Genomic DNA, 16,946 nt, shown 5'->3' with positions numbered 1-16,946 from the left:
GGTTCTCTCCACAACGCAGATGTGGCCCTCTACGTGGCGACCTGCCCCTTCACCCCTGAGGCCCTGAAGTCACCGCAGTTCCTTCGGCAGCGTCCGCTCGCTGTCCACCTTCTCCGTGCGGACCAGCTCGCCCCACACCACATACCGGTACCGCGAGGTGTACACCGGCGTGCACGTCGTCAGCGTGATGTAGTGGCCGGCCTTCTTCTTGCCGGACTCCTTGGGGATCTGGCCCAGGACCTTGACGTTGTACTTCGAGGTCTCGGCGAGAACGGCGTAGGCCTTGTAGATGTACCACTCGTCCTTGGTCTCGAAGACGATCGCGTCGCCTTTTTTGAGCTTGTCGATGTTGTGGAACTTCGCGCCGTGGCCGTCGCGGTGGGCGGCGAGGGAGAAGTTGCCCTTCTTGCCGCTGGTGGGGAGCGTGGCCTTGACGGGGTCGGTGTAGTAGCCGGCGACGCCGTCGTTGAGGATCTTCGTCGAGGTGCCCTTCTCGACCAGGACCTCGCCGTTCTTCATCGCGGGGACGTGCAGGAAGCCGATGCCGTTCTTGGTGTCCAGCGCACCGGGACCGCCGGTGGTCCGCTCGGTCCAGCTGTCGCGCACCTTGTCGGCCTGTTTGTCCGCCGCGCGGTCCGCGACGACGTTCGTCCACCACAGCGAGTAGACGACGAACAGGCCGAGCACCAGGCCCGCGGTGATGAGGAGTTCACCGAAGACGCTGACCGCCATGGCGATCCGGCCGGTGCCGCGGCGACGCGGCGCCGGGGTGCCGGTGTTCTGCTCTTGTTCCGTGGTCGCTGCCACTAGTCATCTGCCCTTACTGGACGAGCGCATCCGGCTTGCCCTTGCTGCGCGGCCGTTCCTCGACCATCTTGCCCCAGACGATCAACCGGTACTTGCTGGTGAACTCCGGCGTGCACGTGGTGAGGGTGATGTAGCGGCCGGCCGTGGTGAAACCGGATCCCTTGGGGATGGCGTCGATCACACTCGTGTTGCTCGGAGCCGTCACCGGCAGCGTCGACGTCATCTTGTAGACGAAGTAGTCGTCCTGCGTCTCGACGACGATCGCGTCGCCCGGGGAGAGCTTGTTGATGTAACGGAAGGGCTCGCCGTGGGTGTTGCGGTGCCCGGCGAGGGCGAAGTTGCCGGTCTTGGCGTCGGGCATCGCCGTCTTCAGCGCGCCCTCGCTGTAGTGCCCCACCATGCCCTTGTCGAGGACCTTCTTGTTGCTGACGCCCTCGGCGATCGGCACCACCACGTCCAGCTTGGGGATGTGCAGCAGGGCGAAGCCCTGGCCCGGCTCGAAGGTGCCCGGCGCGCCCTTGCCTCTCGCCCAGTCGTTCTGGAGGCTGCTGGCCTCCTTGTCCGCCTGCGCGTGCGCCCGCACATTGGTCCACCACAGCTGGTAACTGACGAACAGCAGCATCAGCACGCCGGTGGTGATGAACACCTCACCGAGCGCACGGCTCACGACGACGGCCGCGCCGGGTTTGCGTGCCTTTGCCTGTCGGCGGGCCTCGACACGGGAGAGCGGCTTGCCGTCCGGCGACTCCTGCTCGGACTGCGATTCGGGGGCGGCTCCGCCACCATGACGCCCGTGACGGCCCTTGGCGGCCTTTCTGCGGGCCGCTCGGCCGCCCTGTGGGGATCCAGTGGCGGATGTGACGAAAGAGGCCTCAGAGGCGGGTATGGAGGGCGGCGGCGAATCGGGAATCCGCAGCGCGACCGTCTCGTCATCGGCCGGTGGTACGTACGGCGCCGCCGCCCCGCCCGAAGGCGCCCCGCCGAAAGCCTCCTCGGCATACGACTTGCCGACATGCGCCTCCGCGCCGTGCGCCTCCGCGCCGTGCGCCTCCGCGCCGTGCGCCTCCGCGCCGTGCGGCTCCGCGACGTAGGACTCCTCGGCATAGGAACCACCGCCGAAGGACTCCCCGCCGTAGGGATCGCCGCCGTAGGACTCGTACGACGCGTCGCCGTACAAGTCCTCACGCTCGGGGCGCAGGGCCGTCACGCCGTGGCCCTGCCCACCACCGGGGCGAGCCCCGCCGACCTCGCCACCGCGCCCTGGTCCCCGCACTCCACCAGCCAGTTGGCCAGCATCAGGTGCCCGTGCTCCGTCAGCACCGACTCCGGGTGGAACTGCACACCCTCGACCGGAAGCTCACGGTGCCTCAGCCCCATGACGATCCCGTCGTGCGTCCGCGCGGTGACCTCCAGCTCGGCCGGGACCGTCGCCGGCTCGGCGGCCAGGGAGTGGTACCGGGTCGCCGTGAACGGCGTCGGCAGCCCGGCGAAGACGCCCCTGCCCTCGTGCTCGACGAGGGAGGTCTTGCCGTGCAGCAGCTCGGGGGCGCGGTCCACGACACCGCCGTACGCCACCTGCATCGACTGCATGCCGAGGCAGACGCCGAAGACGGGCACCCCCGTCGCGGCACAGTGGCGCACCATCTCGATGCAGACCCCGGCCTCCTCCGGCGTACCGGGGCCGGGCGAGAGCAGGACGCCGTCGAAGCCGTCCTGGGCGTGCGCCGTCGACACCTCGTCGTTGCGCAGCACCTCGCACTCCGCGCCCAGCTGGTAGAGGTACTGGACCAGGTTGAAGACGAAGCTGTCGTAGTTGTCGACGACGAGAATGCGCGCGCTCACTGGTTGTCCACCGTCACATCGTTGAAGGGCAGCAGCGGTTCGGCCCACGGGAACACGTACTGGAACAGGACGTAGACCACAGCAACGACCAGCACGAGTGAGAGGAACGCCTTCGCCCACGCGTTCCCCGGCAGATGCCGCCAGATCCAGCCGTACATGCCGTCCCTTCCGTCGCACCACGGCACCACACTCACGCCGTACCGCACCAGACTAACGGCGCAGGGCGCCAGGCTTGCCGTCCTCCACAGGCTGTGTGGAGTCCAGGTGTGCCCAGACGATCAGCCGGTGACTGTGTCCCCACTCCGGATCGCACGTGGTCAGCGTGAGATAGCGGCCAGGCCGCGTGTACCCGGATTTACGTGGCACAGGATCGATCACCTCAATGTCGGTGGGCACTGTTTTGTAAGGCCCTTTGTCGATCCGATACGTGAACCAGGTGGTCCCGTCGGTCAGCACGACCGCGTCACCGCGCCGAAGCTTCGGGAAGTCCTTGAACGGATCCCCGTACGTGCGCCGGTGCCCGGCGACCGAGAAGTTGCCCTTCTGACCCAGCTGCGCGGTGTTCGCGTAGTGGCCGAGGCCCTTCTTCAGGGTGCCGACCCGGGTGCCTTCGAGCACGGGCTTGTTCCACGTGAAACCAAGCCGCGGAATGTACATGATCGCGAAGGGCTGCCCACTCCGGTACGGCGCCGGCTCCGCCGGAGTCGCAGGGGCACCGGCCGTCACCTTCGGCTGCTGCACACTCCCCTTGGACCACTGGTTCTGTAACTGGTCGATCTGGTCGTCCATGACGGTGTCGGCCTTCACACCGGTCCAGAACAGCACATAGGCGACGAACAACACGATCAGGGCGCCGACGGTGATGCACAGCTCGCTGACGGTCCTGACGACGACACGCACCGGCGGCTCCAGGGGCTCACATCGTGCTCACTCCACGGGCTTGGCGTACTGCAGATCCACTGTGCCCGAGTAGCCGGGAAGAGTCACCGTGCCGTCGTCGGCGACATTCCAGCCAAGGCCGTAGACATTGACGTAGACCATGTAGTTCTGGATCGCCTTGGAGTCCGCGAGCGCCTGCTTCAGCTTCCCGGGGTCACCGACCGCCTGGATCTTGTACGGCGGCGAGTAGACGCGGCCCTGGAGGATCAGGGTGTTGCCGACACAGCGCACGGCGCTGGTGGAGATCAGCCGCTGGTCCATGACCTTGATGCCCCGCGCGCCGCCCTTCCACAGGGCGTTGACCACGGCCTGGAGGTCCTGCTGGTGGATGACCAGGTAGTCGGGCTGGGGCTCGGGGTAGCCGGGAAGCTTGGCGGTGGCGTTCGGCGGGGCGTCGTCGAGCGTGACCGTGACCGCCTTCCCCTTGATCTTCTGGGTGCCCGCCCTGTCCTCCAGGGCGGCGAGCTTGTCGTCCTCGGCCTTGGTGCTGCCGTCGTCGCGCTCGGCGAGTGCCTCGACGTCCCGGCGCAGTGAGCCGTTGGACTCGTCGAGCTCACCGTTGTTGCGGCTGCGCTCCTGGATGAGGTCCGAGAGCTTCAGCAGGGACGCGTCCGTGCGGATGTTGGTGCCCTTGGCCGTATTGAAACTCGTGAAGAAAATGAGTCCGGCGAGGGCGAAGACGGCCACCGTGAGCACTCTCACCGGCCGGAAACCCCGCCTGCGGGCAGGACTGGATCCGGACTGGGGTGAGTCGGCAGAATTGCTCAACGTACCCTTATCTCCTTCGGCGCTACGGAAGCACTACGCTAACGGACGCCCGGGGGAGCACTCAGTGTCCCCTTGTACGCTGCCCCGAGCCCGACCAGTTACCTGCGCGGCCACGCAGCGCATCGACAGGAGAGACCCTCGTGCCGAAGTCACGTATCCGCAAGAAGGCCGACTACACGCCGCCCCCGGCGAAGCAGGCGACCGCCATCAAGCTGACCAGCCGCGCGTGGGTAGCCCCCGTGATGCTGGCGATGTTCCTCATCGGGCTCGCCTGGATCGTCGTCTTCTATGTGACGGACGGCTCGCTCCCCATCGACGCTCTGGACAACTGGAACATCGTGGTGGGCTTCGGCTTCATCGCCGCCGGATTCGGCGTCTCCACCCAGTGGAAGTAGCTCTCCCCAGGGGTATCCGCTGAGTTATCCACAGTCCGCAGCGATATCCACAGAGGCTGGGGAAAAGACGACGATCTGTGGATAACCCATCGAGTGTTGACGCCGGTACGACCATCGCACCAGCTTCCGCAAGCATGTTCGCCCCCTGCCTGACCTGCTCAAACGCACGTCAGGGCTAGGGGGCGAAGCTGTTCCCGCACTGTATGCACAAGATCCGGCACTCGCTGTGGACAACGGGCCCGCTCAGGTCAGCTGGGCGGTCCTGAACAGCGTCATGCCCACGATGACCAGCAGGACCAGCGCGCAGGTGCCGTACTGCACCAGCGACCGCCGCTCGCGGGGGGCGTGGACCATGCCGTACCCGGTGATCAGGCCGGCGACCAGGCCACCGATGTGGGCCTGCCAGGAGATGCTGCTCCAGCCGAAGGTGAAGATCAGGTTGATCACCAGGAGCGCGATGATCGGCCGTAGATCGTAGTTGAGCCGCCGCATCAGGACCGCGGTCGCGCCGAAGAGGCCGAAGATGGCACCGGAGGCGCCGAGCGTCTGGGTGCCCGGGTCGGCCAGCAGATAGGCCAGGGCGCTGCCCGCGAGACCGGAGACGAAGTAGACCGCGAGATAACGGGCACGGCCCAGGGCCGCTTCGAGGGGGCCGCCGAGCCACCACAGGCTCAGCATGTTGAAGCCGATGTGCCAGATCTCCTGGTGGGCGAACATCGAGGTGACCAGGCGGTAGTACTGCCCGTCCGCGACACCCTCGGTGAGCGGGAACGGCGGCGGCGGTCCCGCACCGATGAGGCTGAGATCCCTCGCCAAGGACGCGTTGGCCTGGATGGCGATGAACACCGCAAGGTTGATCCCGATCAGGACCTTCGTGAACAGCCGGGGGTCGGCCGTGACCGTCCCGCCCGCGAGGGTGCGGGGCCTCGCCGCGGCCGGAGCCGGTCCGCCGCTCCCGTCGCGCACGCACTCGGGGCAGTGGAAGCCGACGGAGGCGCTGACCATGCACTCGGGGCAGATCGGGCGCTCGCAGCGGGTGCAGCGGATGCCGGTCTCACGGTCCGGGTGCCGGTAGCAGCCAGGCAGGTTCTGGGCCTGCGGTGTGCTGCCCGCCTCCTGATTCATGCCATCCCCTAAGTCGCCCTGAGTCGCCGTGCCCACGTGCACCGCCCCGCTCATCCTTACGGTTGAGCGGGGCGTTTGGTTCCCTTCGCGGTGGTCGCCCGGGGCTCAGCCCTGGCGGGTCTCCACGACGACCTGCTCGATGACGACGTCGTTCACCGGCCGGTCGTTGGGGCGGGTGGTCTTGACGCCGGCGATGGCGTCGATGACCTTCTGGCTGGCCGGGTCCGTGACCTCGCCGAAGATGGTGTGCTTGCGGTTCAGCCAGGCCGTCGGGGAGACGGTGATGAAGAACTGCGAGCCGTTGGTGCCGGGGCCCGCGTTGGCCATGGCGAGCAGGTAGGGCTTGTTGAAGCCGAGGTCGGGGTGGAACTCGTCCTCGAACTCGTAGCCCGGGCCGCCGATGCCGGTGCCCAGCGGGTCGCCGCCCTGGATCATGAAGCCGCTGATGACGCGGTGGAAGATCGTGCCGTCGTAGAGCCTCTTGGTGGACTTCTCACCGGTGCCCGGGTGGGTCCACTCGCGCTCGCCCTGGGCGAGTTCGACGAAGTTCCTGACTGTCTTCGGGGCGTGGTTCGGCAGGAGCCGGACTTCGATGTCGCCGTGGTTGGTCTTCAGGGTGGCGTAAAGCTGCTCGGCCACGATCTGCCTTCCGTTGTCTTCTTGTGCCCCACCGATCCTCGCACGGATCCGGCCGAGCAGGGTCCGGGCAGGGGCGCGGAGCGGCGATCCGTGGCATTGTCGTCGACAAGCTCCTGTTGCCACGTATTCATCCGTTATTGATCCGGATGCCCGCCCTCAGGTGCCGGGCTGTACTCCGGCAGGCATGATCCGTAAAAGGGTGGAAAGTCGAAATACCATACGCCACCGAGGAGGAGGATCCCGTGACCCGCATCGACAGCGTGCGCGCCGCGACCGGCTCGGCGAAGGACAGCGTGCTGCACGCCGCGGAAGTGGTGGCGCCCTACGCCGACACGGCCAAGGACAAGGCCTCGCACTACGCGACGGAGGCACGCGTACGGCTCGCGCCGAAGGTATCGCAGGCGGCCGAGCAGGCGCGTGTCCAGTACGGCGCCCATGTCGCGCCGCGTCTGGAGCAGGCCCGTACGCATGTTCCGCCGAAGGTCGACCAGGCCGCCCACGAGGCTGCCGAACGCACCCGCAAGGCGGCCCGTCAGGCTGCCGACTACTCCCGTCCGAGGATCGAGCAGGCCGTCGCCGCGGCCGGTCCGGTCCGCGGTGAGGCCACGGCCCGGAGCGCGGCCGCGCTGGCCGCACTGCGCGGCCAGATCACGCCGAAGGAGGTCCAGAAGCTGGTCCGCAAGCGCGAACGGCGGGCCCGTGCGGGACGCCTTGCCAAGGCGCTGGCGGTCGCAGGCATCGTCGCGGGTGGTGCTTTCGCCGCCTGGAAGTGGTGGGACAAGCAGGCCAACCCCGACTGGCTGGTCGAGCCCCCGGCCGCGACCGAGGTGCCCGAGACGGGTCGGCTGACGTCCGTGGACGGCAGCGGCCAGTCCGTTCTGGACCCGGAGGTCCAGGCGAAGGAGGCCGAGGAGGACGCCGCGAAGCACGACGAAGGGCGCTGACGCCGACACCGGCGTGTACCAGTGGTGGGGCGGAGGTTTTCCGCCCCACCGTCGTGTTCACCCGACGGTGTGGCTCGACAGGTGCGGCAGGGCCCCGGTGCGCCACAGTTCGCAGGGACACGTCTCCGCACCGGATGGACCGCCGCCCTGATGATGCCCTCGCGCCGTGGGCCGGCCGCCCTGGCCGCCGTACTGCTGCTCCTGGCTTCGGCCTGCACCGCTCGCGCCCCCGAGCCCTCGGCGGCTTCCGCGTACGGCGCGTACGTCGGCTACGAGCCCGCCGACGTGGGCCGTCTCGCCGAACTCGGTGCCTGGCTCGGCGGGCCCGCGCCCCGGGTCGGGCACGTGTATCTGCCCGGCGACCGCTGGAGCAACATCGAGGGCACGCCGGGCTTTCTGGAGTCCTGGGCGTCGTGGCGGCGGGCCGATCCGCGGCGGATGTTCGTCCTCGACGTGCCGATGCTGGAACGCACCGAGGCCGGCCTCCCCGACAGCACGGTCCGCACCGAGCTGCGGCGCGGGGCGCGCGGCGACTACGACGGCCACTTCCGTACCCTGGCCCGCCGACTGACGGCTCTCGGCGTTCCGGACACGATCGTCGTGCTCGGCTGGGAGATGAACGGCACCACCTACACCCACCGCTGCGGCCCGGATCCGGCCGCGTGGAAGGCGTACTGGACTCGGATCGTGCGCGCGATGCGCTCGGTACCCGGTCAGCGCTTCCGCTTCGAGTTCACGCCCAACCGCGGCCGCGACGCGATCCCGTGGCCGCGCTGCTATCCGGGCGACGAGGTCGTCGACATCATCGGCATGGACGCCTACGACGCCCCGCGCGGCCTGCGCTTCACCGACCAGGTGAGCGAGCCGTACGGTCTGCGCGCCCACGTCCGCTTCGCCCGCGCCCACGGCAAGCCGTTCTCGTACCAGGAGTGGGGGCTGTACGAGAACGGCGACAACCCGGTGTACATGTACGGCATGCTCGCCTGGTTCGCCCGGCAGCGCCCCCTCTACCAGGCCATCACCGACTACTGCCCGCACGGTGTGTGGGGCTGTAGCGCTCATCCGAGGTCGTCGGCGGTCTACCGGTCGCTGATGAGGTAGGCCGGTGTGCCTGTGCTCGCCCGGGGGGCGCTCGCGGGTACTGGGTGTCCGCCTGGGGACAGCCGTCCGGAGTGCGCACCGCGGGGCCCGGGTTCGCGGCGGTCAGTCGTGTTCCGAACCGGCTCCCGCCCCGCGCACGAGAAACCCCTCCGTCCGCATATCCGCAGGTCGGAGGGGTTTCCTGAAGTGGAGCCTAGGGGAGTCGAACCCCTGACATCTGCCATGCAAAGACAGCGCTCTACCAACTGAGCTAAGGCCCCGGGAAGAGAAACGTCCGCCGGAAAAACCACTGACCGGTGGGCGCCGCAGACCAGACTACCGGGTCACCCCCAGTATTCCGCAAAAGGATTGGGGGTCCCCGCGAACAACCACTCTCCGTAAGATGCTCGGCGTGGTTCGCTGTCGCGAACCACGGTTTTTTGGGGAAGCGATGGGGAGACGCACATGGACGCCGCACAGCAGGAAGCGACCGCAAGAGCGCGGGAACTGCAGCGGAACTGGTATGGGGAGCCGCTGGGGGCGCTGTTCCGTAAGCTCATAGACGACCTCGGCCTCAATCAGGCTCGTCTCGCGGGGGTGCTGGGGCTTTCGGCTCCGATGCTGTCTCAGCTGATGAGCGGTCAGCGGGCGAAGATCGGCAATCCCGCCGTGGTCCAGCGGGTACAGCTGCTGCAGGACCTGGCGGGGCAGGTCGCGGACGGCAGCGTGAGCGCGGCCGAGGCGACCGAGCGCATGGACGAGATCAAGAAGTCGCAGGGGGGCTCGGTGCTCAGCAACACCACGACCACGACGAGCAGTTCGGGAGCGCCGACGGTCAAGCGGGTCGTCCGCGAGATCCAGTCGCTGCTGCGCTCGGTGGCCGCCGCCGGAGACATCATCGACGCGGCGGACACCCTCGCCCCAACCCACCCGGAACTGGCAGAGTTCCTCCGGGTCTACGGCGCCGGCCGCACCTCCGACGCGGTCACGCACTACCAGTCCCACCAGAACTGAGCCGTCCGCCCGGTAGCCGAAGGGGGTTCGGCAGCCGGGCCGGGGGCTGTGCGGGCAGCACGGAGGAGCGCGGGGGGTCGCGCTTCTCACCGGGGGCTGGCACACGGGGGTGTGTCAGCCGCCGAGGAGACGAGGAACACGGGGCCGTATCTCTCATCCGGGAGGCCACGAGGGGTCGTATTGCTCATCGAGGGGGAAGCAAGGGGGGTAGCCGCAGGGGGAGGAGCGACGCGCAGTCATGGGTGAGGTGTTCGCCGGCCGGTACGAACTGGCCGATCCGATCGGACGCGGAGGCGTCGGCGCCGTCTGGCGTGCCTGGGACCACCGGCGCCGCCGCTATGTGGCCGCCAAGGTCCTGCTGCAGAGCGACGCGCACTCGCTGCTGCGCTTCGTCCGCGAACAGGCCCTGCGGATCGATCATCCCCATGTCCTCGCGCCCGCCAGCTGGGCCGCGGACGACGACAAGGTCCTGTTCACCATGGACCTGGTCGCCGGCGGCTCGCTGGTCCATCTGATCGGCGACTACGGCCCCCTGCCACCGGTCTTCGTCTGCACCCTGCTCGACCAACTGCTCGCGGGGCTGGCCGCGGTGCACGCGGAAGGCGTCGTGCACCGTGACATCAAGCCCGCCAACATCCTGCTCGAGGCCACCGGTACCGCCCGCCCACGACTGCGGCTGTCCGACTTCGGCATCGCCATGCGGCTGGGGGAACCGCGCCTGACCGAGACCAACCTCGTCGTGGGCACGCCGGGCTATCTCGCCCCCGAGCAGATGATGGGCGCGGAACCGGACTTCCCCGCCGACCTGTTCGCCGTCGGCCTGGTTGCGCTGTACCTCCTGGAGGGCGCCAAGCCCGACGCCAAGGCACTCATCCAGTACTTCGCCGCCCACGGCACCCCCGGAGCGCCCCAGGGCGTCCCCGAACCGCTGTGGCAGGTTGTGGCCTCGCTCCTCCAGCCGGACCCTCAGGCCCGCTTCCGCACCGCCACGGGGGCACGCAAAGCCCTCGCCGCCGCCAGAGAACTCCTCCCGGAGCCCGGCCCCGACGACGAGACCATAGAAATCTTCGACCAACTCGGCCCCTTGCCTTCCGGGTTCGGCCCGGAGGGCCCCCTCAAGCGAGCCCCCGGCGTGGACCCGAACAGGACACGGAACGGGATCTCCGGGGCGGCGGGAGATCCGCGCTTCGGGACCGGTGAGGGAAGCGGGGGGTCTTTCGGGGGCACCGTGCCCTCCGGAGGCAGAGGAGGCGGGGGGCCTTCCGGCGCTGGCGGAGGAGGCGCGGGGGCTTTTGCCGTCGGCGGAGAAGGCGTGGCGGCTGACTGGCGTGGGACCGGTGCTGGGTCGGGGGCCGGGGTCGGCTCCGGTGCTTCTGCTGGACCCAGCGCTGGTGTGGGGTCGGGAGCAGGCTCCGGTGCCGGTGCCGGTGCCGGTGCCGGCGCCGGTGCCGGTGCCGGCGCCGGTGTTGGTGTTGGTGTTGGGTTCGGTGCCGGTGCCGGTGCCGATGTTGGGTTCGGTGCTGGTGCTGGTGCGGACGTTGCTTCCGGTGCCGGTGAGGCCGACGGGGCGCCTTCTTGGCCCGGCCAGGGCCACGGCGAGACGTCTCGACCCGGTGCGGCCCATGGGGGCGGTGGGCCGTCCTCCTGGTTCGGTGAGGAAAACGGGGTGGGCTCCCAGACCGGTCAAGCGAGCGGAACCTCCTACCGGCCCGGCGAAGGCCAGGGACCGACCTCCTCCCAGCCCGGGGAGGCGAGCGGAGCCCCCCACTGGCCCGGCGAAGGCCATGGACCAGCCTCCTCCCACCCCGGCGAAGCGAGCGGCACCCCCTACCGCCCCGGCGAAGGGAATGGGTGGTCCTCCCAGCCCGGAGTGCCAGGTGGGGCGCCTTCGTGGCACGGCGAAGAAAGTGGAGTACCTCCCTACCCCCGGGAGGCAAGTGCCGCGCCTAGCCAGCGAGGTGGGGCGCATGGCGCTCCTTACCCGCACGGTGAAGCGAACGACGCTGTGCACCGGCCCGGCCAGACGAACGGGCCTGTGTCCCGGCCCGGTGAAGGCAGCGAGTCGCCCTGGCCCGGCCAAAGAACCGCCGCGCCCTGGCCCAGCGACGGCAACGAAGCAGCTCGACCCGGCGAGGACAGGGAATCGCCCCAGCCCGGAGAGGGAAGCGAATCCTCCCGGCCCGGCGCAGGAAGCGTCACGCCCTGGCCCAGCCAAGGCGACCAAGCAGCCCGGCGTTCCCGTGAGGGCGGTCCCGTATATCGCCCTGCCGAAGGAAACACGCCGCCCTGGCCCGGCGAGGCGAACTCGACGTCCTGGCCCGGGGAAGCGAACCCGGCGCCATGGCCCGAACGAGCCAACCCGCCCTCCTGGGTCGGCGAGGCGGGCTCCCCACCCTCCCCAGGCACCAACGCCCCGGCCGCCCATCCCAACACCGGCACGGGAGGCACCGACGCGTCTCTGCCGAGCACCGCCCCCGGAACGGGCTCCGAAACACACTGGTCCATGCACCACACCCCGCCCGCCCCCACCCAGCCACCCTCGGTGTCGGACACCAGCAGCTTCCATCTGCCACCACCCCGGCCCACGGAATCCCGCTCCCAGCCCTCCACCCCACCGGAGCACCAGGCACAGCCGCATCACCACCATCCGCAGGCCCAAGGACAGCCGTACGGGCCGGCCCCGGCCCACTCCGCCCACATCTCCCCCCACGACCCCACACCCCCGACCCATGTCCTGCCCTCCCCCCAACACCACGCCCCGCGCTTGCCCGCGCAGGCCCCGACACCAATCCCGCACCAGCCGCACGCTGATACCTCTACTGCTTCGTACACCGCTCAGAGCCCGCAGGTTCCACCCCCCGCCGCGTCACTTTCGCAAGCACGCCGCAGCGGCCCACCCGCAAAGGTGGCAATCACCCTCCTGCTCCTGGCCCTGACCTGCTACGCCGTGGGGTTCTGGGCACTCACCCAGATCTGAGGACCCGGCGCCCCGGACAGACCGCAGTCCCGAGCCGCCCACGCCACGGGAAGCCCACACGAGCACCGCCCGGCGGCAAGGCGGCCACACGCAATCCGGAAAACCCCGTGGCCCCCCGCCCCTGCATTCCCAACGCCCCAGCACGCCATGGGCCCTGCATCCTCCAGGCCCACATCCCGCAGGCCCACCAGCTCAAGGCCCCTCAGCCCGCAGACCCGCATCCCGCATCCCGCATCCCGCAGCACAAGCCACACGCCCAGGCAGGCCAGACCCCGCCCCCTACACCCCGGCAGCCCTCCGCCGCCCCACCACAACCCACACCCCCAGCACTACCAACACCACGGTCCCCGCCCCGATCCCCCCGACGGCCACCAGCTTCATTCCGGCATCACCACCGCCGCCTCCGCCCCCGTCACCGTCGCTCGAGTCCGCCTCGCCCGCCGCCCCAGCGCCCCGCCCGAGAAGCCCCACCTGGAAGATGCCCGACGGCTGGGACTGTCCCGCGTAACCGGGTCCGACCGTCGCCTCCCCCTTCACCCGCAGACGCAGCACCAGTCCGAACGGCCCGTCGCCGAACTCCTCGCCCACCCGCGCAGCGAGATGCACGACCAGGTAGTAGGCCCCGGCGAACCGCATCCCGTTCACCCGGTCGGAAACGGCGTACCGGTTGTCGTACCCGACCGGCGGCAGGGCAGCGAGAGCACCCGACTTCTGGCTGCCGTTGTAACTGATGCTCGTGGCGTCGACGAGTCCGCGCACGGGGTTGTACAACGCCAGATTCACGCCCCCCGGCACGAAGCCCCCACCCGCCCCGCCGCCACTCGAACTGCTCAGGTCGGCCGTGGCGTACACCTGCTGTCCCCAGTCGACCGGCACTTCGTAGAACAGCGTCTGTCCGGGCCTTACGTCGTCGCGCCAGACCCCCTGCTCCAGCGCGGTAGCCGAACCGAATCCCCCGCCGCCCCGCACCCGCACAGCAGCACCGGCGGGAGGAGAGGGCGTGGCCGAGTCCCAGGCCTCGGGCGCACTGGTCGCACCGGCCGTCCGCAACCGCGGTTCCAGCACGGGCGCGAGCTCCAGGTCCCAGTTGCCCGGCGAGGACTCGGTACGCAGCACCCGCTCGACGACGACGTAGTACGTACCGGCGCCCTGGCACAGCGACCGGCTCGGCGAGAGCTGACGAGCGCCCCACACCGTGAGGGGACGCGGGCTGCGGCCGGCGCCGATGCTGGCGGTGTCCGCCGCGGAGCAGGAACGGCCATCGGCGTCCTGCAGGGACACCCTGACACCTTCGGTGGGGGTGACCGCCACGTCCGTCGGGGGTACGGCCGTCGCGGCGACGTACACGGTCGACGTGCCGTCGAGGTGGAGGCGGTAGTAGACCTTGCCGTCACTCGGCAGCGAACTCCGGTACGTCGTGCCGGGTTCGAGGAGCTCGGCGTCCGCGGTGTCCGCCGCTCCGGTGACCGACGGGGCGTCTTCGGCGAAGGCGTACGAGGAAGCCGTAGCGGAGGAAGAAGTAGGGGAGGTGGAAGGAGCGGCGAGGGTGGACGGAGAAGCGGGGGGAGACGTGGAGGGCGAGGCGGAGGCGGCGAAGCCAGGAGACACCGGCGCACCAGCCACCGCGCCCAGCACGATCCCCCCGACGGCCACCCGCCACCACGCCGTACGCCGCCCCCCGACGGCCACCCGCCACCGCCCCGTGCCCCGCCCCATCCCGCGCCACCCCTCCGTGCCCGCGCCCGAGCTCCACGACCGTCATCGATGCGACACGACCACCTGTGCGGCCGGCCGTGGCCCATCCTGCCCCGCCGGGCCGCCACCCACCCTCGCAATCCGTACGACCGTCCGAAACCCCCGGCCGCCGGCCCCGGGCAACACAAAACCCCGACCGCAACAACGGCCGGGGTCTGTTCAGAATCGGATCTCGGTACTCACGAACCCGTGGGCACGGAGTCAGTCGCCTCCGTCCACAGATCCTGCTCGGCGCGATCCGCCTGGATCTGGCGGTACACGAGGAGCCCGCCGATGGCGGCCAGTGCGACCAGGAGAAGCTTCTTCACCGCGCGACCTCGTCTTTCCTTGACGTAGGGGACCTCTGGCGCCCGACTATACACACCGACCGATACCGATCGGTGACCTGCGTCCGGGCCCTCAACTCCCGTCGCGAGCGGCCCAGTAGAAGCGGAACAGGGACCTCCGATCAGAGGGTGATCACACCTCCACAGGCGGTCACTTCGGCACTTATAGTCCCACTTCTCCAGCTTTTCTCCTTCTTTGCACCCATCCGTGTGGTGTTCATCCGAAGATCGACGCGCCACAGGCTCGGGTCCGTGATTTCGCGACGCCCATACACATCATGAGGAAAGTACGCAAATCGACCGACCCGAAAGTGAGGGACCATGGCCCTGAACAAGGTCATGAAGCTGTGGACCGTCGTCATCACCGCCTTCGTCGCGCTGTTCACGGCGCTCGGACTCATCACGACGACTGCCGCGGCTGCCGTACCGCAGACCCAGCCGACCCGCAACAGCGCCGTCGCCCACCCGGAGCCTCTGGCGATGTCCCACGGCCTCTGGTCCTACGTCAGATCCCTGCCGCCCACGATGAAGCAGCGCATCCGGGCCGAGGCCCACGGCAAGACCCCCAGCTGCCGCCCCCGCTCCCTCGCCGACACCGACTCGGCCGCGGCCGCGGCCACGGAAGCGGACACATCCCAACCCGCTGCAGCGGACTGTGCCTGACGGCACTGCAGCACCCGAGAAACGCCTAAACGCATTGATTACGCAGCAAAGACGCACCGAAGACGTATCGAAGAAGCCCCGAAGAAATGACGACGTCGCGCACAGCACCGCACGGAAACACCCGCCTGTACGCCGAAGACTGCCAACCGGAACCGGCTGAAGGTCTTCGTGTCCGGTGGAGCCAAGAGGATGGGCTCAGGCGTTCTCACTGACGCCGTTGGCCCAGAACACAGAACTCGTTGCCCTCAGGGTCTGCCATGACGACCCACGACTGGTCACCCTGACCGATGTCGACACGCTGGGCACCATGAGCTTCGAGGCGAGCCACCTCGGCGGCCTGGTCATCAGGCCTGAAGTCGAGATGCAGCCGACTTTTGACTTTCTTGCTCTCGGCGATCCTGACGAAGTCGAGCCCTGGTATGCGATCCGGCTCCGGGCGGATCTCGAACTCGTCATCGGAGGAGTGGACCACCACCCAGCCAAGAGCCTCGGCCCACCACTGCCCCAGGGCCGCCGGATCCACCGAGTGGACGATTACCTGTTCCCATTCCAAGGTCATCCGCCGAGTCTAGGCACACGTGACGCGGCCCCGAGACTGATGTCCGTCGACATGACAAAAACCCCCAACCAAGATCGGCTGGGGGCCTTCGTGCTGGTGGGGCTAACAGGATTTGAACCTGTGGCCTCATCCTTATCAGGGATGCGCTCTAACCAACTGAGCTATAGCCCCGCCGCGCTCTGCGGGGTGTGTCCCGCGCGCTGACTCCTGAAGATTAGCGCACGACGTGGGCAGTCCCAAAATCGGTTCCCCGAGGACCGCCTCCGCAGGTTTGAGGCAGCGTTACTCGTCCTCCGCCAGCGTCAGCTCGACGCCGCCGACGAAGCCCGCGGAGAGGTTGTAGATGAACGCTCCCAGGGTCGCGAGAGCCGTCGCGAGGACGACGTCGATGACCGCGATGATCGAAGTGAACATCAGGACGTTCGGCAGGGAGAGGAACGCCTGGAGGTCGAAGCCGTTCGACTCGTTCGAGCCGGTCGCCTCGGAGATCGTCCCGCCGACCGTCGAGAAGACGCCCATCGCGTCCATGACCATCCACAGCACGGCGGCCGCGACGATCGTGCAGATGCCCAGCGCGATGGAGAGCAGGAAGCTGACCTTCATGACGGACCACGGGTCGGCCTTGGCCACCCGCAGACGGGCCTTGCGGGTACGGGGCGTGGTGCGCGCGCCGGTGCGCGGGCGCCGTACGGCACCGGCGGGGGTGGCCTGCGTCGGGTAGGCCTGCGGTGGGTGGTACGGACCGGCCTGCTGCTGCGGCCGGCGTTCCCCCGGCAGCGGAGAGGGCGAAGGCTGGGGCTGTCCCGCGGGCTGGGGCTGCGGCTGAGCCGCCGCCTTCGGCGGTGCGGCGGGCGCCGTCGGCTGGGCCGGCGGCTGGGTGTCCGTCACAGGTCCCCCCTGGGATCCATGAGTCTCGGGCGAGCGCGAGTCCGTCGCGGGCGGCTTGATCGCCTTGAGTTGGGTCGTGTGCGTATCTGTTGGGTGCGTTTCAGCCCCACGCGCATCTGCCGCACGCGCGGCAGAGCCACGGCCGCCGCCGTCCGCCTCCGAGCCGGGGGAAGACCCCGCAGAGGTTCCGGTCGATCCGGCGCCCGTGGCTCCGCTCACGCTGAC

At 69.2% G+C, this 16,946-nt stretch carries 17 protein-coding genes, 2 tRNA genes and 1 pseudogene; 6 read left to right on the top strand and 14 right to left on the bottom strand.

Going from position 1 to position 16,946, the window contains the following annotated elements:
• Positions 1 to 69 precede the first annotated feature (69 nt).
• From ACIBJB_RS17410 to ACIBJB_RS17385, 6 genes are read right to left on the bottom strand one after another with little or no spacing between them, the layout of a single operon-like run.
• Entirely contained in the window at positions 70 to 807 is a 738-nt protein-coding gene (locus ACIBJB_RS17410) for a class E sortase (RefSeq protein WP_398931307.1), read from the bottom strand.
• 13 nt (positions 808 to 820) lie between these two features.
• Complete coding sequence (locus tag ACIBJB_RS17405; RefSeq protein ID WP_398931305.1) at positions 821 to 2,014, bottom strand: class E sortase; 1,194 nt, start codon at positions 2,012 to 2,014, stop codon at positions 821 to 823.
• Complete coding sequence (locus tag ACIBJB_RS17400) at positions 2,011 to 2,649, bottom strand: aminodeoxychorismate/anthranilate synthase component II (RefSeq protein ID WP_007383306.1); 639 nt, start codon at positions 2,647 to 2,649, stop codon at positions 2,011 to 2,013. Before ACIBJB_RS17400 ends, ACIBJB_RS17405 begins: the two co-directional genes overlap by 4 nt.
• Positions 2,646 to 2,843, bottom strand: coding sequence for a hypothetical protein (locus ACIBJB_RS17395; protein ID WP_398931303.1), 198 nt, complete (start codon positions 2,841 to 2,843; stop codon positions 2,646 to 2,648). The genes ACIBJB_RS17400 and ACIBJB_RS17395 overlap by 4 nt, the downstream gene beginning before the upstream one ends.
• A 16-nt stretch (positions 2,844 to 2,859) precedes the next feature.
• Complete coding sequence (locus ACIBJB_RS17390; RefSeq protein WP_398931301.1) at positions 2,860 to 3,549, bottom strand: class E sortase; 690 nt, start codon at positions 3,547 to 3,549, stop codon at positions 2,860 to 2,862.
• Between the two features lie 27 nt (positions 3,550 to 3,576).
• Entirely contained in the window at positions 3,577 to 4,356 is a 780-nt protein-coding gene (locus ACIBJB_RS17385) for a DUF881 domain-containing protein (protein WP_398931299.1), read from the bottom strand.
• Between the two features lie 140 nt (positions 4,357 to 4,496).
• Between ACIBJB_RS17385 and crgA the strand changes: the two genes are divergently transcribed.
• Positions 4,497 to 4,751 (top strand): cell division protein CrgA, encoded by a 255-nt coding sequence (gene crgA, locus ACIBJB_RS17380; protein WP_069759519.1) that lies wholly within the window; start codon positions 4,497 to 4,499, stop codon positions 4,749 to 4,751.
• A 243-nt stretch (positions 4,752 to 4,994) separates the two neighbouring features.
• Here the strand turns inward: crgA and ACIBJB_RS17375 are convergent, their stop codons facing one another.
• On the bottom strand, positions 4,995 to 5,876 hold the full coding sequence (locus ACIBJB_RS17375) for a rhomboid family intramembrane serine protease (RefSeq protein ID WP_398931297.1): 882 nt from the start codon (positions 5,874 to 5,876) through the stop codon (positions 4,995 to 4,997).
• A gap of 105 nt (positions 5,877 to 5,981) precedes the next feature.
• Positions 5,982 to 6,515, bottom strand: coding sequence for a peptidylprolyl isomerase (locus ACIBJB_RS17370; RefSeq protein ID WP_352387227.1), 534 nt, complete (start codon positions 6,513 to 6,515; stop codon positions 5,982 to 5,984).
• A 242-nt stretch (positions 6,516 to 6,757) separates the two neighbouring features.
• Here ACIBJB_RS17370 and ACIBJB_RS17365 point away from each other — a divergent pair, with 242 nt between their 5' ends.
• Both ACIBJB_RS17365 and ACIBJB_RS17360 read left to right on the top strand, forming a co-directional pair.
• Positions 6,758 to 7,459, top strand: a complete 702-nt coding sequence (locus tag ACIBJB_RS17365) for a DUF5324 family protein (RefSeq protein ID WP_398931294.1) — start codon at positions 6,758 to 6,760, stop codon at positions 7,457 to 7,459.
• A 150-nt stretch (positions 7,460 to 7,609) separates the two neighbouring features.
• Positions 7,610 to 8,560, top strand: coding sequence for a glycoside hydrolase family 26 protein (locus tag ACIBJB_RS17360; RefSeq protein WP_398931292.1), 951 nt, complete (start codon positions 7,610 to 7,612; stop codon positions 8,558 to 8,560).
• Positions 8,561 to 8,747: 187 nt separating this feature from the next.
• Here the strand turns inward: ACIBJB_RS17360 and ACIBJB_RS17355 are convergent.
• Positions 8,748 to 8,820, bottom strand: a tRNA-Ala gene (locus tag ACIBJB_RS17355).
• Between the two features lie 184 nt (positions 8,821 to 9,004).
• On the opposite strand from ACIBJB_RS17355, the gene ACIBJB_RS17350 reads away from it, so the two are divergent.
• On the top strand, positions 9,005 to 9,553 hold the full coding sequence (locus ACIBJB_RS17350) for a DNA-binding protein (RefSeq protein ID WP_031036313.1): 549 nt from the start codon (positions 9,005 to 9,007) through the stop codon (positions 9,551 to 9,553).
• Positions 9,554 to 9,791: 238 nt separating this feature from the next.
• Positions 9,792 to 10,688, top strand: a pseudogene (locus ACIBJB_RS17345) (serine/threonine-protein kinase); the annotation flags it as partial.
• A 2,121-nt stretch (positions 10,689 to 12,809) separates the two neighbouring features.
• Here ACIBJB_RS17345 and ACIBJB_RS17340 read toward each other — a convergent pair.
• Both ACIBJB_RS17340 and ACIBJB_RS17335 read right to left on the bottom strand, forming a co-directional pair.
• Positions 12,810 to 14,246 carry a hypothetical protein gene (locus tag ACIBJB_RS17340; protein ID WP_398931290.1) on the bottom strand — a complete coding sequence of 479 codons (1,437 nt, stop codon included), beginning with the start codon at positions 14,244 to 14,246 and terminating at the stop codon, positions 12,810 to 12,812.
• Positions 14,247 to 14,464: 218 nt separating this feature from the next.
• Complete coding sequence (locus ACIBJB_RS17335) at positions 14,465 to 14,593, bottom strand: DLW-39 family protein (RefSeq protein WP_003999697.1); 129 nt, start codon at positions 14,591 to 14,593, stop codon at positions 14,465 to 14,467.
• Between the two features lie 339 nt (positions 14,594 to 14,932).
• Here ACIBJB_RS17335 and ACIBJB_RS17330 point away from each other — a divergent pair, with 339 nt between their 5' ends.
• Positions 14,933 to 15,274, top strand: coding sequence for a DUF6344 domain-containing protein (locus ACIBJB_RS17330; RefSeq protein ID WP_398931288.1), 342 nt, complete (start codon positions 14,933 to 14,935; stop codon positions 15,272 to 15,274).
• A 205-nt stretch (positions 15,275 to 15,479) separates the two neighbouring features.
• On the opposite strand, the gene ACIBJB_RS17325 is transcribed toward ACIBJB_RS17330, so the two are convergent.
• The 3 genes from ACIBJB_RS17325 to ACIBJB_RS17315 all read right to left on the bottom strand — a co-directional run bounded on the left by ACIBJB_RS17325 (position 15,480) and on the right by ACIBJB_RS17315 (position 16,940).
• The gene (locus ACIBJB_RS17325; RefSeq protein WP_398931286.1) at positions 15,480 to 15,833 is read right to left on the bottom strand and encodes a VOC family protein; all 354 of its coding nucleotides are present in this window, start codon (positions 15,831 to 15,833) and stop codon (positions 15,480 to 15,482) included.
• A 94-nt stretch (positions 15,834 to 15,927) separates the two neighbouring features.
• Positions 15,928 to 16,004 (bottom strand) — tRNA-Ile (locus ACIBJB_RS17320).
• 111 nt (positions 16,005 to 16,115) lie between these two features.
• Complete coding sequence (locus ACIBJB_RS17315) at positions 16,116 to 16,940, bottom strand: DUF3566 domain-containing protein (RefSeq protein ID WP_398931284.1); 825 nt, start codon at positions 16,938 to 16,940, stop codon at positions 16,116 to 16,118.
• Between the last annotated feature and the right edge of the window lie 6 nt (positions 16,941 to 16,946).

This window comes from Streptomyces sp. NPDC050759 (assembly GCF_044456945.1).
Classification (GTDB): Bacteria; Actinomycetota; Actinomycetes; order Streptomycetales; family Streptomycetaceae; genus Streptomyces.
The sequence above is the reverse complement of the archived record's forward strand: the minus strand, read 5'-3'. Positions and strand labels throughout refer to the sequence as shown.

Coding starts and splice junctions, on each gene's coding strand:
- ACIBJB_RS17340 (WP_398931290.1), bottom strand. CDS start 14,246: ATGGGGCGGGGCACGGGGCGGTGGCGGGTGGCCGTCGGGGGGCGGCGT.
- ACIBJB_RS17330 (WP_398931288.1), top strand. CDS start 14,933: ATGGCCCTGAACAAGGTCATGAAGCTGTGGACCGTCGTCATCACCGCC.
- ACIBJB_RS17350 (WP_031036313.1), top strand. CDS start 9,005: ATGGACGCCGCACAGCAGGAAGCGACCGCAAGAGCGCGGGAACTGCAG.
- ACIBJB_RS17325 (WP_398931286.1), bottom strand. CDS start 15,833: ATGACCTTGGAATGGGAACAGGTAATCGTCCACTCGGTGGATCCGGCG.
- ACIBJB_RS17360 (WP_398931292.1), top strand. CDS start 7,610: ATGATGCCCTCGCGCCGTGGGCCGGCCGCCCTGGCCGCCGTACTGCTG.
- ACIBJB_RS17375 (WP_398931297.1), bottom strand. CDS start 5,876: ATGAATCAGGAGGCGGGCAGCACACCGCAGGCCCAGAACCTGCCTGGC.